The 14,723-nt window shown below is 32.8% G+C and carries 18 protein-coding genes; 14 read left to right on the top strand and 4 right to left on the bottom strand.

Features of this window, described 5'->3' with window-relative positions; genetic code table 11:
- Positions 1–28 precede the first annotated feature (28 nt).
- Positions 29–790, bottom strand: coding sequence for an MBL fold metallo-hydrolase (locus ACE94K_RS13775; RefSeq protein ID WP_378173256.1), 762 nt, complete (start codon positions 788–790; stop codon positions 29–31).
- A gap of 172 nt (positions 791–962) precedes the next feature.
- Here ACE94K_RS13775 and ACE94K_RS13770 point away from each other — a divergent pair, with 172 nt between their 5' ends.
- The 11 genes from ACE94K_RS13770 (at position 963) to ACE94K_RS13720 (ending at position 8,975) form a co-directional block, all read left to right on the top strand.
- Positions 963–2,408: a TonB-dependent receptor gene (locus tag ACE94K_RS13770; RefSeq protein ID WP_378173253.1), complete on the top strand. Its 1,446-nt coding sequence runs from the start codon at positions 963–965 to the stop codon at positions 2,406–2,408.
- 122 nt (positions 2,409–2,530) lie between these two features.
- Positions 2,531–2,740, top strand: a complete 210-nt coding sequence (locus tag ACE94K_RS13765) for a hypothetical protein (RefSeq protein ID WP_378173250.1) — start codon at positions 2,531–2,533, stop codon at positions 2,738–2,740.
- Between the two features lie 9 nt (positions 2,741–2,749).
- A complete protein-coding gene (locus ACE94K_RS13760; protein WP_378184288.1) occupies positions 2,750–3,160 on the top strand; it encodes a DUF6985 domain-containing protein in 411 nt (136 codons plus the stop codon).
- A gap of 285 nt (positions 3,161–3,445) precedes the next feature.
- Positions 3,446–3,856, top strand: coding sequence for a hypothetical protein (locus ACE94K_RS13755; RefSeq protein WP_378173247.1), 411 nt, complete (start codon positions 3,446–3,448; stop codon positions 3,854–3,856).
- A 191-nt stretch (positions 3,857–4,047) separates the two neighbouring features.
- On the top strand, positions 4,048–4,497 hold the full coding sequence (locus tag ACE94K_RS13750; protein ID WP_378173245.1) for a hypothetical protein: 450 nt from the start codon (positions 4,048–4,050) through the stop codon (positions 4,495–4,497).
- Between the two features lie 677 nt (positions 4,498–5,174).
- The gene (locus tag ACE94K_RS13745) at positions 5,175–5,453 is read left to right on the top strand and encodes a hypothetical protein (protein WP_378173242.1); all 279 of its coding nucleotides are present in this window, start codon (positions 5,175–5,177) and stop codon (positions 5,451–5,453) included.
- A 215-nt stretch (positions 5,454–5,668) separates the two neighbouring features.
- On the top strand, positions 5,669–6,211 hold the full coding sequence (locus ACE94K_RS13740) for an HD domain-containing protein (protein WP_378173239.1): 543 nt from the start codon (positions 5,669–5,671) through the stop codon (positions 6,209–6,211).
- A gap of 166 nt (positions 6,212–6,377) precedes the next feature.
- Entirely contained in the window at positions 6,378–6,956 is a 579-nt protein-coding gene (locus ACE94K_RS13735; protein ID WP_378173237.1) for a YdeI family protein, read from the top strand.
- Positions 6,957–7,151: 195 nt separating this feature from the next.
- On the top strand, positions 7,152–7,541 hold the full coding sequence (locus tag ACE94K_RS13730) for a hypothetical protein (RefSeq protein ID WP_378173234.1): 390 nt from the start codon (positions 7,152–7,154) through the stop codon (positions 7,539–7,541).
- An 8-nt stretch (positions 7,542–7,549) separates the two neighbouring features.
- Positions 7,550–8,467, top strand: a complete 918-nt coding sequence (locus ACE94K_RS13725; RefSeq protein WP_378173231.1) for a serine hydrolase domain-containing protein — start codon at positions 7,550–7,552, stop codon at positions 8,465–8,467.
- Positions 8,468–8,612: 145 nt separating this feature from the next.
- Positions 8,613–8,975 (top strand): DUF1801 domain-containing protein, encoded by a 363-nt coding sequence (locus ACE94K_RS13720; protein WP_378173229.1) that lies wholly within the window; start codon positions 8,613–8,615, stop codon positions 8,973–8,975.
- 57 nt (positions 8,976–9,032) lie between these two features.
- Here ACE94K_RS13720 and bcp read toward each other — a convergent pair whose 3' ends face one another.
- Positions 9,033–9,482, bottom strand: a complete 450-nt coding sequence (gene bcp, locus ACE94K_RS13715) for a thioredoxin-dependent thiol peroxidase (protein ID WP_378173226.1) — start codon at positions 9,480–9,482, stop codon at positions 9,033–9,035.
- Between the two features lie 168 nt (positions 9,483–9,650).
- Here bcp and nth point away from each other — a divergent pair, with 168 nt between their 5' ends.
- Entirely contained in the window at positions 9,651–10,301 is a 651-nt protein-coding gene (nth, locus tag ACE94K_RS13710; RefSeq protein WP_378173224.1) for an endonuclease III domain-containing protein, read from the top strand.
- 44 nt (positions 10,302–10,345) lie between these two features.
- Here the strand turns inward: nth and ACE94K_RS13705 are convergent, their stop codons facing one another.
- Complete coding sequence (locus ACE94K_RS13705; protein WP_280933025.1) at positions 10,346–10,495, bottom strand: hypothetical protein; 150 nt, start codon at positions 10,493–10,495, stop codon at positions 10,346–10,348.
- A gap of 73 nt (positions 10,496–10,568) precedes the next feature.
- Positions 10,569–11,153: an RNA polymerase sigma factor gene (locus tag ACE94K_RS13700; protein WP_378173221.1), complete on the bottom strand. Its 585-nt coding sequence runs from the start codon at positions 11,151–11,153 to the stop codon at positions 10,569–10,571.
- Between the two features lie 238 nt (positions 11,154–11,391).
- Here ACE94K_RS13700 and uvrA point away from each other — a divergent pair, with 238 nt between their 5' ends.
- Together uvrA and ACE94K_RS13690 are read left to right on the top strand one after the other, a co-directional pair.
- Positions 11,392–14,172, top strand: a complete 2,781-nt coding sequence (uvrA, locus tag ACE94K_RS13695) for an excinuclease ABC subunit UvrA (RefSeq protein ID WP_378173218.1) — start codon at positions 11,392–11,394, stop codon at positions 14,170–14,172.
- A gap of 125 nt (positions 14,173–14,297) precedes the next feature.
- Positions 14,298–14,606 (top strand): phosphoribosylpyrophosphate synthetase, encoded by a 309-nt coding sequence (locus tag ACE94K_RS13690; protein WP_378173215.1) that lies wholly within the window; start codon positions 14,298–14,300, stop codon positions 14,604–14,606.
- The last annotated feature ends 117 nt before the right edge of the window (positions 14,607–14,723 follow it).

Below are 14,723 nucleotides of genomic sequence, written 5' to 3'. Positions count from 1 at the left end.
TAAGTATAAAAATATTCTGCTTCGCATATCAAATTGTAATTTTTAGATTATCGTAGGCAATAAAAACATTTTTTGGTAATTGCTGTTGTACTTCTTCGTGAAATCCCAACAGATGACTTATATGGGTTAAATAAGCCTTCTCAGGTTTGATTTCATCTATAAATTCTAAGGCTTCTTCCAGATTAAAATGAGAATGATGTGGTTCTATCCTTAATGCGCTTACTACCAATACCTTAACGTCTTTTAGTTTTTTTCGTTCTTCTTTCTCCACAGTTTTGACATCTGTGAGATAAGCAAAATCCCCAAACCGAAATCCAAAGACTTGCAATCTATTATGCATTAAATTTATAGGAATCACATCCAGGTTACCCAGTGTAAATGGTTGGTTAGTTAGTTCATTTTCGATAACACTGGGAGCCCCCGGATACTTATTCTCTGAAGCAAAAATATAACTAAATCTTGTTCTTAATGATTGTAACACTCGTGGATGTGCATATACCGGTATATCTCCTTGTCGGAAGAAAAAAGGCCTGATATCGTCCATTCCCATCGTATGATCTGCATGCTCGTGAGTAAAAACAATACCGTCAATCCAGGAGACATTGTTTGCTAACATCTGCTGCCTGAAATCTGGTCCACAGTCGATAACGTACTGATAATCATCCCAGGACACAAGAACAGAAACCCGTAACCTCTTATCTCTAGGGTCTTTACTTAGGCAAACCGGATGCGTACTTCCTATGATTGGAATGCCTTGTGATGTTCCTGTGCCAAGAAATGTAATTTCCATATGCTATATTGAGCGAAAGCAAATGTAATTATAATTTTTTTGGTCAAAAAGTAATTCATATATCCTCTGGTTATTTATACCAATTATAAAATGCGAAAATTTGCTCAAGGTTTTTTTTAATAATCCTTAATGTATTAGTAACTTTACATAAACAAAAAAAGCCCATTTCGCTATGCCTATTACTATAATGGGGGATAAAGAATTTGAATCTGTCCCTTCGCTTAAAAGCAAAGCCCTTCGAATCAATTTGAATGCCAATATTTACGGCACCTTTGCCGAGATTGGTGCAGGTCAGGAAACCGCCCGTAATTTTTTTAGAGCTGGTGGTGCATCCGGTACAATTGCAAAAGCCATGAGTGCCTATGATAAAGACTTTAGTGATGCGATCTATGGAATCGAAGATGACAAAAGATATGTGACTGAGGCACGTCTTAAAAAAATGCTGAAACACGAAGTACGTCTTATAGAAGAGCGTATTAAAAGAGAGAAACATCCTAATAAATTATTCTTTAGTTACGCTAATACCGTGGCAACTATTGATTTTGCCAAGAAATATAAAGGACACGGTTGGGTAGGTATTCGTTACCAAACCAAACCAGACGAAGATTATAACGAAATTATCTTACATATTCGCTTCCACGAAAATGATGCTAGGTTGCAACAAATGACACTTGGAGTATTAGGTGTAAATTTGATTTACGGAGCTTATTACAAATACGATAATCCAAAAAAACTACTTCGTTATCTTTATGACCATCTCGATAAGGATCAAATTGAGATCGATACCATTAATTTTTCTGGCCCTCGATTTAAAAAGGTAGATAACCGATTGATGAGTTTACAACTGGTTAAAAACGGAATGACAGAAGCCGTTATGTTTGGCCCTGATGGTAATAACGTATTACCGGCAGCTGTATTATACAAGAAAAATATTCTTGCCCTAAGAGGAAGCTTTAGACCTGTGACCAAAGTAAATATGGATATTTACAAGAAATCACTGAATATGTTCCTCAATGAAAATAAGGTTCGCAAAGAAAAAACCATAGAAATTTTTGAGATAACCTTATCAAACTTAAGGGCAGAAGGAGAAATCGATGAAGAAGATTTCATGGCAAGAGCCAGACTGTTATGCTCACTTGGGCAAACGGTAATGATTTCTAACTTCCAAGAATATTATAGAGTTGTAGAATATTTCTCTAACTACACCAAAGAGCGAATGGCACTTTCTATGGGTGTAAATAATTTGGTAGATATTTTTGATGAGAAATATTACCGACATCTTAGTGGTGGTATTCTGGAAGCATTTGGAAAACTATTTTTTAAAGATCTAAAAGTATACTTATATCCATTAAAAGATCACGAAACAGGAGAATTGACAACAAGCGAAAATCTTAAAGTGCATCCTAGAATGAAGGAATTGTATAAGTTCTTTAAGTATAACGGAAAACTACAGGATATTGTAGATTATGATCCGACAATTATGGATATATTCTCTAGAGAAGTACTTCAAAAAATACAGGACGGTGAACCCGGTTGGGAAGAACAATTACCTGAGCTTATTCCAGAAATGATTAAGGAAAATAACTTCTTTGGCTATAAAGCAGCAGAAACGGTTTAGATATTTCATTCCAAAATACAACATAATACTATCTGATTTAAAACGGTTGTAAGTATTTACGAACGCTTACAGTGAAAAAGGTATGTATATAACTACATTGTAAGTAATTTTGACTAAGCAAAATGAATAACCAAGAAATAACCGAAATACAGCCAAATATAATTATTGGAGAAGATTATGATGGTTGGATCAATTTGACTGCTTGGAAAGGATTCGAGAGTCGAAATGGAGTTTATGGTTCTAAAGATTCTGAAAAAGAATCGGATGGAACAATTAAAGTTCATATAATTGGAGAATCAATTGATTATGTCTATGTGTTATCTCAAGCCTAGTTCAATGCGATTAAATTCTTGAAAGAGAATTCGGAACTAATTCGAGACTCATTATTGAATGGTCTTTTGGAGGAGTATCCGAATGCTAAAAAAATTTACGAAGATTTTATGCCTGAAATAAATACCATTGCTGACTATAAAAATAATCTTGGTGTTGCGTTTTTGCACATAATGGATAGTGAAAAGGATGATCACGCCTATGTAGGATTTGAATTAGGTTGTTCTTGGGACGATGAACACGGAGTTGGAGTAATGATGCATAAAGACAGAGTAGTTAAAATAGGACTAGCAGACGAATCATTTAATCATTGGAACTGTTATCATGATAACGGAACCTCTGAATATGAGCAAGGGAAATGGGAAGTAACTCAAGAATTGACACATCAAAATCAAAAAAAATGGTGGGAATTCTGGAAATAAACTAATTACAACATTCTATATGAAATCAGAGCAATATAGTAATAGATCGAAAGGTCATTTGCCTTTTACGGTGGCGCTAGGTTTTTATAAATTAAACAAAAAATAAAAATACACAGATAGATCGATTGGTTCAGGGTTTCTTACCTTGCTCTGATTCATATATATGTCGTTACCCATAATTTGAAAAAAGAATATTACATAACATTTTTAATTTTGATTTTCGGAATCAACATCTATTCGCAAGACATTAAGATTTTGCCTGAATTGAAAATTGATTCTACAAAAATGAAAATCACTCAATCAGATTTTGATTATTACTCTTATACGTCTTATGATAATAAAAAAACAGATTCTCTAATCGTAACAATAGCATCCGTAGGAACAAGTGTAACAGCTTTACAAATTGATTTAACAAATAAACCAATTGCATACATTACCTTATGGTCTGACTATAAAGAATTTGACGGAAAGGATACAAAAAGAATTGAATTTGAAAAATACGAACTGGAACTAAATGCGACTGAATTTAATAAGAATCAACGAATCTATGGACGGTTTAACGGATTGTCTAGACCGATAAAAAATGGAAATGAAACTTATCAAATTGGATTTTCTGGAGAATTTAGTCACATAATCGGAATGTTACTTTTAAAGAAAAAAGCAGGAGACAAATATCTAATTACGGATAACCACTAACGGAATAAAAACTACTTACAACAACATATATTTGATCATAGCGGCTAGGTGATGAATCAAATGGTCATTGAATTTTTGGTAAGGCACGATGCTTGCTCAAAAAAAAGCTAGCAATCACTGCGCAGTTCGTATCGAAAATAGGGTAACATTTTGCTCTGTTACGACACGTATATTAAACGCTATAACACGTTATGAAAAACACGTTTCTGATATTAATTTTCTTAATTACTTGTTCTATATATGCTCAAAAAACTATTCGGAATAAAAAGAAAATGTGTGAAATGCTCACCGAAATGCGAAATGAAGATCAATTGCATAGAGGTACCTTATCGGAATACATAAACAACAAAGAAAAATATTCCCAAAAAGCAATCGATTCGGTTTGGGCTTTACAGCTTGAAATAGACATCCGAAATACTAAAAAACTAATTGAACTAACTAAAAAATATGGTTGGATTAGTGACGAAAGAATTGATTGCCCAAAGCTGAACATCTGGCTGATTTTTAGACACGCACAAGAAGAATATTTTGAGGAAATATCGGAATTAGTCGAAAAAGAATATAAAGCGGAAAGACTAAAGACGTCGCATTATCGATATATAAAAAATCATTTGGAAGGAAGACCAAGAATGAATAACTGAAAAAAATTGCGCTACAACAAAGTGTCCTATGAAAAGCACTAGCTCAGTTTTTAAAAGTTAATATTTATATTTTAAGTATCTCATAATGATTACTTTGAAGTGTTTAAATGTTGGCAATTCTCTTCCTTTTGTTGCAAATCGTCAACATTTAACACTTTATAAATTGCTCCGCATCTTATATGTGATCATAGCGGCTAAGTAATCAATCGAATGGTTTGTGTATTTTTATGAAGGCACAATGCTTGCTCAAAAGAAAAAGCTAGCAATCACTGCGCAGTTTGTATCGAAAATAGGGTAAAATTTTGCTCTGTTACGACACGTATAATAAGCGTTATCTGCAAGCACAAAAAATGAATACTGAAGAATTTGTAAAAGCATTTTATTCTGAAAACAAGGTTTTCTGAAAGAATACCTGTCCGAAAAATCAGAAACAGAAGTTGGACAACTTATTAAGTCTCTTAATTTAACTAACCAACAGACTGAAATAATGAGAAAAGTTTTAGAATCTTCATTTACTGATATTTTTTTACACTATTCTTTTGGGATTGAATGGTTTTGCTTCAATTGGAGGAGCGCAAGAAATATATGACTTAAAAAATGAGAATGGAAATCAACTAAGTGGAGAAATAGAAGGATATGCTTATGAGTATTTTTAAGAGAATAAATAAAATGATATCATGCTCGATTTCTATTTGATAAATGATGAACAACCTAAACCAAGTTATCCTGAACAAGCAAATCTGGAATTCATTTCTGGTTTGAATTCAAAGACTTTTGAAAGCTTAAAAGAAAAAGAAATTATTGATTCTCGATTTGATTATTACTCTGACTTTAGATGGAATTTTCAACTAGTAAAGCAAATCAGTAAAAAAGTAACTAAAAAAAAGAATCTGATACTGACCTTGCAAAGTTGTGTCAGATTTTGGATAAAGCTTTGGAATCGGGGTCAGGAATAATAGTATATGGTGATTAAAAAAGCCAGTAGGCAAAAACATAAGGCATTTGAGTTGAATCGAAAAGTCTGTATTTATTTGCAAAGTCGCAAATAGAAAATTTGACATTTTCAACAAAAAAAATAAAAACAAAATATTATATTTAGCTTAGTACCAATCCGAAACGTATCGCTTATCCCCTGCCCTATAATCTTAACGAATACTAAAAATAAAATTATATGACTCAAGAACTGTATCAGAAGGCTATGAAATTTGCAGGAGAAAAGCACAGTACTCAAAAAGTCCCCGGAACTAATTCCAATTACTTATTACACATCTCAAATGTTGCAATGGAAATACTGCTTTCATATAATTTTGATAATTGTTTTGATATTGATTTTGCAATCCAAACTGCTATTTTACACGATACAATTGAAGATACAAATACGGATTTTGAAGAGATTAAAACCGAATTTGGTGAGCAAATAGCGCACGCCGTTCAGGCTTTGACCAAAAATGAAAATCTTGAATCTAAGAAGAAAAAGATGATAGATAGTCTAAATCGGATAAATAAATTACCAAAAGAAGTAGGTCTTGTTAAAATAGCTGACAGAATAACTAATCTACAAACACCACCGGAGCATTGGAGTAAAAAGAAAGTCATTAGATATTACGAAGAAGCTAAACTAATTTCCAAGTATCTAAGTAATAAAAATGAGTATTTAAATGAAAGACTCACTAAGAAAATAGTAGAATACGAAACAAATTTTATAGTAAACTAAAAGAAAACTTATTACAACAGTTTGTGTTATTTTACTGCTTTAGGAAATCAAAAAACTAATATACAGACTGTTGTAAAATTTATAGGTGCGTTAATAGCTCATTTTTAATGAATTTAAAAAGACATAGTTTACACTTTTTCAAAGTATAATTGGAGATCAAAACCAAATGATAAAAACAGAGAACTTCGACAAAATTGAAATTACCTCCCAAAAAGATCTAAGAACGTGGCTGATGAAGAATCACGCTCAACACAAAAGTGTTTGGCTTGTGACCTACAAGAAAAGTGAGCCAGATAAGTACTTGTCTAGATGGGATGTTTTAGATGAATTGATATGTTTTGGGTGGATCGATGGCATCAGACGAAAGCTTGATGATCAGAAAACTATGCAATTAATATCCCGAAGAAAAATTGAGCATTGGGCGAAAACCTATAAAGAAAGAGCAGCTAAACTAATAGAGAAAGGAAAAATGCACGAGTCCGGATTGAAGGCTATCGAGGTCTCAAAATCAAATGGACTTTGGAACTTTATGGATGACGTGGATAATTTGATTATTCCAAAAGACTTATCTAAGAAACTCTCTAAACTTGATGGGGCTGAGGATTTTTTTAATTCAATTAATCCTTCCAGTAAAAGATTTGTACTAAGATGGATTAAACTTGCAAAAACTGAAAAAACCAGAAAAAATAGAATCAAGAAGATTACCGAATTATCTTCGGAAGGGAAAAAGCTACCAGGAAGTTAAAAAACTGTACTAAGAACTAGCGTAACCTTTCCTTCTCAAGTCTTCAGATTTACTTTTAATATCTACTAGGATTTTTTTAAATGGAAGGATTCAACCAGAGACTTAGATCTAAATAAAACTTTTTGATTAAGCATTTGATTCATATGAGTTTGCCTTGTTAGAATTCTTATATTTAGTGTCAGAACAAAAACAATAATGAAACAAATTATTTCCATATTTTTTCTGTCCTTTACCCTACTCTCTTGTAGCGATAAAAGTAAAAACGAAGCAAAAATTTTAACACCAAAAACCACATCTTTAAAAAACAATATTGATGACTATTTTGCTACGCTTCAAGAAATTGGAAAATTCAATGGAGTTATTTTCGCTTCAAAAAATGACACCCTACTCATACATAAAGCATACAATCTTAATCAGGATAAAAAAAACACAACATACGTAACAACTGAAAGTCAATTTGATATTCAGTCTGTTTCGAAACTAATGGCTCATTACTTAATCGAAAAATTTGAAATGGAAGGTAAAGTCAAAAAAGTGAATCAATTGAAAAGTTCATTCCAGACTTCCCAAATGGTGAAGAGATAACCATTAAGATGTTGCTAAATCATACCTCAGGACTTCCTAGACGGTTTGAGAATATCCAAGGTGATGCGATCAACCTAACATCAGCAGAAATTATTGAGTATACTAAAAAACAACATTTACTTTTTGAACCTGGAACGGATAAGCAATATTCTAATATTGCTTACGAGCTCGTCTATTTTATCATTCAGGAAATATCTGACAAAACATTTGTCCAATGTTTATTGGATGAAGTGTTTTTGCCATTACAAATGGAAAATTCTGGAGCACATTTTCATCTTAAAGAAAATAGACTGAAAAATCTTGCAAAAAACCACGAAAAAGATAATAATACTATAGTACAGGTAGATAACGTTCTACCTGATGAACTACAAACAGCTCGGATATTTTCTACTGCTTCAGACTTAAATAAATTTTTGAACCATATTAAAAAAGAACCCTATGCCTCGCTATTAAAAAACAAATTCAACATAATTGAGAAAAGTGGAGGTTCTGATGGAATTCGAGTTGAAATTTATACCCACTTGGATTATCATTATAATTTTATCTTTTTAGCGAATTATGAAGAGATTCCTTTCCAGAAAACAGTGGAGGATTTTGCCAAAATACTTGAAAATAAACCCTACCAAATCCCGAAAGAGCTAAATCGAAAATCAATCGAATTATATGATGATATTTTAAAAAAATACGTAGGCACTTATACTTTTGCGGATATGGGCAATTTGCAATTGACGTTTGATATTGAACAAAACAATTTGGTAGTGTATCAGAATGGAGAATTGATTGCTATCTTAAATGCTGAATCAGAGTCTACTTTTTTTGAAGACCCAAAAGAACCAGAATCTTTTGAATTTATTGATAATAAAAGTGGAAGTTTCAATGTGTTTATGGGTTGGAAAGGAGTGAAACTGAAAGGTATAAAAAAATAAAATAGTACAACCGGTTTTTTATATCTATCCACTTTATGTAAACCTGATTGCTTTTCTTACTTTTATGTTATTTTAAACCTATGACAGAAGTGCAAATCAAAACTAATCCTGCTGTAAAAAAGTGTATCAAAATTATCCTGATCATGTGCGTGAAAAAATAGGACATCTTAGAAACTTGATTATAGAAACCGCTAATGGGATTAAAGATATCACACACCTTGAAGAAACACTAAAATGGGGAGAGCCCAGTTTTTTAACAAAAAAAGGAAGCACGATCAGAATCGATTGGAAAGAAAAGCAACCTGATCAATACGCAATGTATTTTCAGTGTACCAGTAAACTAATAACTACATTCAGAGTATTATACAAAGATACATTCCGATTTGAAGGAAATCGAGCTATAATTTTTTCGATGCAAACAAACATCCCGACAAGAGAATTAAAAAATTGTATTGCAGCAGCTTTGAATTATCATTCTATAAAGCATTTACCAACATTAGGAATATAAAAAAGCATCTGTATTCCCTACAAATGCTTTTCTAAGTTTGATACTATACAAAAACGCCTACAATATTTGCGCCGCGTGATCTTTTGTTTTTACTTTAGTGATTACTTCAGATATAATCCCGTTTTCATCGATAACAAAAGTAGTACGATGAATCCCGTCATATTCTTTACCCATAAATTTTTTAGGACCCCATACACCAAATGCTTCAATCACTTTTTTATCTTCATCTGCCAATAACGGATAAGGCAATTCATATTTATTTTTAAAATTTTGCTGTCTCTTAGCACTGTCTGCGCTTACTCCAAGAATCTCATATCCTTGAGATTGAAAAGTCTGATAGTTGTCTTTAAGATTACAGGCTTCAGCAGTACATCCTGGTGTACTAGCTTTTGGATAAAAAAACACCACTAGCTTTTTTCCGTTATAATCTCCTAATGTAATAGTATTTCCATCCTGATCCAGTGCTGAAAAATTCGGAGCTTTATCTCCGGCTTTTAATGTTGTCATGGTATATGATTAATGTGAAAACTTAAAAAAATAAGTTTGTTTAATGTTTGATTATAAAATTAAAACAAAAAATACAATCCCTGGATAATTTTATTAAAAATTTAAGCTTTCACTTGGTACACAAAACCATCTAAATATTCATATTTTAGCATAAACTAATGTACTGATATGACTAAGCAGGAAAAGGTAGATTTTACCATCAAAACATTAAAAGAATTATATCCCACCATACCCATTCCGTTAGATCATAAAGATCCGTATACGCTGCTGATAGCTGTACTTATGAGTGCACAAAGTACTGATGTACGAGTAAATCAAATCACTCCCCTTTTATTTGAAAGAGCAGATAATCCTTATGCTATGGTTCGATTATCGGTAGAAGAAATCAGAGAAATAATAAAACCGGTAGGATTAAGTCCTATGAAATCCAAAGGGATTCACGGGCTTTCCAAAATATTGATAGAGAAACATAACGGAGAGGTACCTCAAAGTTTTGAAGCCTTAGAAGAATTACCGGCTGTGGGTCATAAAACAGCAAGTGTAGTTATGTCTCAGGCATTCGGAGTTCCTGCGTTTCCTGTAGACACACATATCCATCGTTTAATGTACCGATGGGGTTTTAGCAACGGTAAAAATGTTACGCAAACCGAAAAAGATGCCAAGCGATTATTTCCAAAAGAACTTTGGAACGATCTTCATCTGCAAATTATTTGGTACGGAAGAGAATATTCTCCTGCAAGAGGATGGATTCTTGACAAAGATATTATTACTAAAACAATAGGAAGAAAAAGTGTAATAAATGAATACCTAAAAAAATAAAAGACCCGTTATGTAGGATAACAGGTCTTTCACAAAGTTTAGTTTTAATTTAGAAGCGCTTCAAACTTCATATTTTTATAATCTATAACACTTAAAGCCTTGGAATAATTGAGAAGAAAATCTACTGTTATTTTCTTCGGTACTAATTGTTGTTGCTCCTCCTTGCGAGAAGACTTAAAGTAAAATTTTGCCATATTAATGATCTTAAATTAAGGGTTATTTTTTATAAATAACGAGGCTAATTTTACTTTATTGCATAAAGAAATGTTAATTTGTCAAAACGATATTGTTTTTTTCAATTACCTTTCTCAAATTGATCAATGCATATCGCATTCTTCCTAATGCAGTATTGATACTTACACCCGTTTTATCAGATATTTCTTTAAAACTCATATCACGGTACATACGCATTACCAAAACTTCCTTTTGGTCTTCTGGTAATTCTTGAATTAAATTACGAAGATCTTCTTCTACCTGATCTTTAATAATTCTTTTCTCAGCATTAAGATCACCATCACTAATAATTGAGAAAATACTAAACTCTCCATTATCTTCGAATTTTGGCATACGATTTCCTTTTCTAAAATGATCGATAACCAAATTGTGTGCAATTCGCATTACCCAAGGTAAAAATTTACCTTCTTCATTATACTTTCCTAATTTAAGTGTGCGAATCACTTTAATAAATGTATCCTGAAAAATATCTTCAGAAACATCGCGATCAAAAACTTTAGAATAAATAAAACTGTAAATACGTTGCTTATGACGTTCGATTAATGTAGATAAGGCGCTTTCGTCACCTTTGATGTAATTGTTAACCAGAATAGCATCTGATATAGTGTAATCCTTCATACCTATTACTTAATTTAGTACCAACAAGCTTGGGGCTCGGGCTATGTTAAACTTTAAAGTAAAGGTTTGCTATAGGCTATTCTTTTTTAGATTTGGTTTATTTACAGGGGCTAATATAGTAACAATCCTTCAAAATCAAACTATTTTTTGTTAATTTTTTTAACTTAACTTTCCATCATAATCCCCTAGAATACTTCTTAAGTAATCATTATATTTGCTCTCACACCGCGAATATGCTATGATTCAAGACATCACAACTTTAGATCCAAAACAAAATATTTTAATTAAAGGAGCTAAACTGCATAACCTCAAAAATTTAGATGCAGCAATTCCAAGAAATAAATTAGTAGTCATTACAGGATTATCCGGATCAGGTAAATCCAGTTTGGCTTTTGACACTTTATATGCAGAAGGACAACGTAGATATGTTGAAAGTCTTTCTTCATACGCAAGGCAATTTTTGGGAAGATTAAATAAACCAAAAGTTGATTATATCAAAGGAATAGCTCCGGCTATTGCCATAGAACAAAAGGTTAATTCTACGAATCCTAGATCAACAGTCGGTACTACTACAGAGATTTATGATTATCTTAAATTACTTTTTGCCCGCATTGGTAAAACCTATTCTCCTATTTCTGGTAATCTGGTAAAAAAAGATACGGTAACCGATGTTATTGAATATGTAAAAACTTTTGAGGAAGGCGAAAAATTATTGTTGTTAGCTCCGATCCACGTGGAGAACGGACGTACCACAGAAGAAAAACTCAAGGTTCTGCAACAACAGGGATATGCACGTGTAAAAATCAATGATGCAGTTTCCAGAATTGAAGATGCACATATAACGAAAAAAGATACCGTTCATTTGGTTATAGATCGAATCATTAAAAGAGATGAAGAGGACTTTTACAATAGACTCGCCGATGCCGTAAGCTCAGCTTTTTTCGAAGGTAAAGGAACCTGCTTGGTAGAAACACTAAAAGATAGTAAATTAAGACAATTCAGCAATAAGTTCGAATTAGACGGAATAACATTTCTTGAACCAAACGTTCATTTATTCAGTTTTAATAATCCCTATGGTGCTTGTCCGGAATGCGAAGGTTACGGCGATGTGATTGGTATTGATGAGGATCTGGTAATCCCCAACACTGCATTGAGTGTGTATGAAGGAGCAGTTTTTCCGTGGAAAGGCGATACTATGAGTTGGTATAAGGATCAATTGGTCAATAATGCCTATAAATTTGATTTTCCGATCCATAAACCCTATTTCGAATTATCATCAGAACAGAAAGAACTCCTTTGGAAGGGTAATGAATATTTTGAAGGTATTGATAGCTTTTTTATAGAGTTAGAAGCCAAAGCCTATAAAATTCAGAATAGAGTAATGTTATCTCGCTACCGCGGAAAAACAAAATGTGCAAGTTGTAAAGGAAAAAGATTACGTCCTGAAACCAATTATGTAAAAATTAGTGGAGCCACATTGACCGACCTGGTAGAAAAACCATTAAATGAACTTGCAGATTTCTTTAAAACTCTGGAGCTAAACGAGTATGACGCTCAAATCGGGAAACGATTATTGAAAGAAATCAATAGCAGATTAGAGTTTTTAGATAATGTAGGTCTACAATACCTCACACTCAATAGAAAATCAAATACTTTATCCGGTGGAGAATCGCAGCGAATTAATCTGGCGACTTCGTTGGGAAGTAGTCTGGTTGGATCCATGTATATTTTAGATGAACCAAGCATTGGATTACACCCTAAAGACACAGAAAAACTTATTAAAGTATTACAGTCCTTGCGTGATCTGGGGAATACAGTAATCGTTGTAGAACACGATGAAGATATTATGAAAGCTGCCGATGAGATACTGGATATCGGCCCGGAAGCAGGTACTTACGGAGGAAATCTTGTGGCGAGTGGAACTTTTGATGAAATTCTACAATCTGATTCGCTTACAGCAAAATATCTTAACGGAGATTTAGAAATAGAAGTTCCAAAAGAGCGAAAATCCTGGAAATATCATCTGGAGATTATTGGCGCCCGTGAGAATAATTTAAAAAACATTGATGTAAAGATTCCGCTTGGTGTTTTTACGGCAATTACAGGAGTTTCCGGTAGTGGAAAAAGTACATTGGTTAAAAAAATCGTATATCCTTCAATATTAAAGCAATTAGGAGGATATGGAGAAAAAGCCGGTCAATTTACCGAACTAAAGGGCAATTATAGCAATATTAAACATGTAGAGTTTGTAGATCAAAATCCTATCGGACGTTCATCCAGATCCAATCCAGTTACGTACATCAAGGCATATGATGATATTCGTAGCTTATTTGCCGGACAAAAACTTTCTAAAATTCGTAATTATCAATCTAAACATTTTTCTTTTAATGTAGATGGTGGGCGCTGTGAAACATGTAAAGGTGAAGGTGAAGTAACTATCGAAATGCAGTTTATGGCAGATGTTCATCTGGAGTGTGAAACCTGTGGTGGAAAACGCTTTAAAAAAGATGTACTCGAAGTTACTTTTGAGGATAAAAATATAGATGATATTCTTACAATGACTATCGATAATGCTATCGATTTTTTTAACGATCATGGTCAAACTAAAATTATACGAAAAATTAAGCCTTTACAAGACGTAGGACTTGGATATGTACAATTAGGGCAAAGCTCCTCTACCCTATCAGGTGGTGAGGCACAGCGTATTAAACTAGCCTCCTTTTTAGTAAAAGGAAACACTAAGGATAAAGCTCTATTTATTTTTGATGAACCCACTACAGGATTACATTTTCACGATATCAAAAAGCTATTAAAATCTTTTAACGAACTTATAGAAAAAGGACATTCTATATTAGTTATTGAACATAATCTCGATTTGGTAAAATGTGCTGATTATGTTATAGATTTAGGCCCAGAAGGTGGTAAAAATGGTGGGAAAGTAATAGCTCAGGGAACTCCGGAAGAAGTGAGTAAAAACAAAAAGTCATACACCGGTCAATATTTAAAAGAGAAACTTTAAATTTTAATACCCTGGATTTTAATTCTTTCAAAATAATTCGGTCTTTCGTTAAAATAATCTTTCTAATCTGTTAATCTATTGGAATAGCAAACTTGAAATAGGTAATTTTAAAAAAACAAATAAAGATGACCGAGAATTACGACACGCTATCGCAAGCTATCGCCGACTTACAAGAAAAAGGCTACGATCAAGATCTAAACGTTAAAAGCAATTGTATCGAATGTAAAGCTTTAAATTACGAAATACTGGCAGAAGAATTTGAAGTTGATGAAATGCATAGGTTTGAAGGGTATACCAGTCCGGATGATTCTTCTATATTGTTTGCAATATCATCAGACAAATATAATCTAAAAGGCCTATTAGTGGATGCTTATGGTGTTTATGCCGATCCTATGACCACCAAAATGATAAAAAAACTTCAATACAAACCTTAGATAAATAGTTTGGGTAATAACAGTTCTTATTAATTATATAAGTGCTTCTTAAGTAAAGTTTATTTGATTAGTACAAATAACGACTTTTATACAATGCAAAAAGAAATCTTTACATCA

The organism is Aquimarina besae, assembly GCF_042434905.1.
Classification (GTDB): Bacteria; Bacteroidota; Bacteroidia; order Flavobacteriales; family Flavobacteriaceae; genus Aquimarina.
This window is presented reverse-complemented; position numbering and strand designations above follow the sequence as displayed.

Excerpts from the sequence above, each read along its gene's own strand:
- ACE94K_RS13775 (WP_378173256.1), bottom strand. The coding sequence starts at position 790 with ATGGAAATTACATTTCTTGGCACAGGAACATCACAAGGCATTCCAATC.
- ACE94K_RS13770 (WP_378173253.1), top strand. The coding sequence starts at position 963 with ATGCCTATTACTATAATGGGGGATAAAGAATTTGAATCTGTCCCTTCG.
- ACE94K_RS13765 (WP_378173250.1), top strand. The coding sequence starts at position 2,531 with ATGAATAACCAAGAAATAACCGAAATACAGCCAAATATAATTATTGGA.
- ACE94K_RS13755 (WP_378173247.1), top strand. The coding sequence starts at position 3,446 with ATGAAAATCACTCAATCAGATTTTGATTATTACTCTTATACGTCTTAT.
- ACE94K_RS13750 (WP_378173245.1), top strand. The coding sequence starts at position 4,048 with ATGAAAAACACGTTTCTGATATTAATTTTCTTAATTACTTGTTCTATA.
- ACE94K_RS13745 (WP_378173242.1), top strand. The coding sequence starts at position 5,175 with ATGCTCGATTTCTATTTGATAAATGATGAACAACCTAAACCAAGTTAT.
- ACE94K_RS13740 (WP_378173239.1), top strand. The coding sequence starts at position 5,669 with ATGACTCAAGAACTGTATCAGAAGGCTATGAAATTTGCAGGAGAAAAG.
- ACE94K_RS13735 (WP_378173237.1), top strand. The coding sequence starts at position 6,378 with ATGATAAAAACAGAGAACTTCGACAAAATTGAAATTACCTCCCAAAAA.
- ACE94K_RS13730 (WP_378173234.1), top strand. The coding sequence starts at position 7,152 with ATGAAACAAATTATTTCCATATTTTTTCTGTCCTTTACCCTACTCTCT.
- ACE94K_RS13725 (WP_378173231.1), top strand. The coding sequence starts at position 7,550 with ATGTTGCTAAATCATACCTCAGGACTTCCTAGACGGTTTGAGAATATC.
- bcp (WP_378173226.1), bottom strand. The coding sequence starts at position 9,482 with ATGACAACATTAAAAGCCGGAGATAAAGCTCCGAATTTTTCAGCACTG.
- nth (WP_378173224.1), top strand. The coding sequence starts at position 9,651 with ATGACTAAGCAGGAAAAGGTAGATTTTACCATCAAAACATTAAAAGAA.
- ACE94K_RS13705 (WP_280933025.1), bottom strand. The coding sequence starts at position 10,495 with ATGGCAAAATTTTACTTTAAGTCTTCTCGCAAGGAGGAGCAACAACAA.
- ACE94K_RS13700 (WP_378173221.1), bottom strand. The coding sequence starts at position 11,153 with ATGAAGGATTACACTATATCAGATGCTATTCTGGTTAACAATTACATC.
- uvrA (WP_378173218.1), top strand. The coding sequence starts at position 11,392 with ATGATTCAAGACATCACAACTTTAGATCCAAAACAAAATATTTTAATT.
- ACE94K_RS13690 (WP_378173215.1), top strand. The coding sequence starts at position 14,298 with ATGACCGAGAATTACGACACGCTATCGCAAGCTATCGCCGACTTACAA.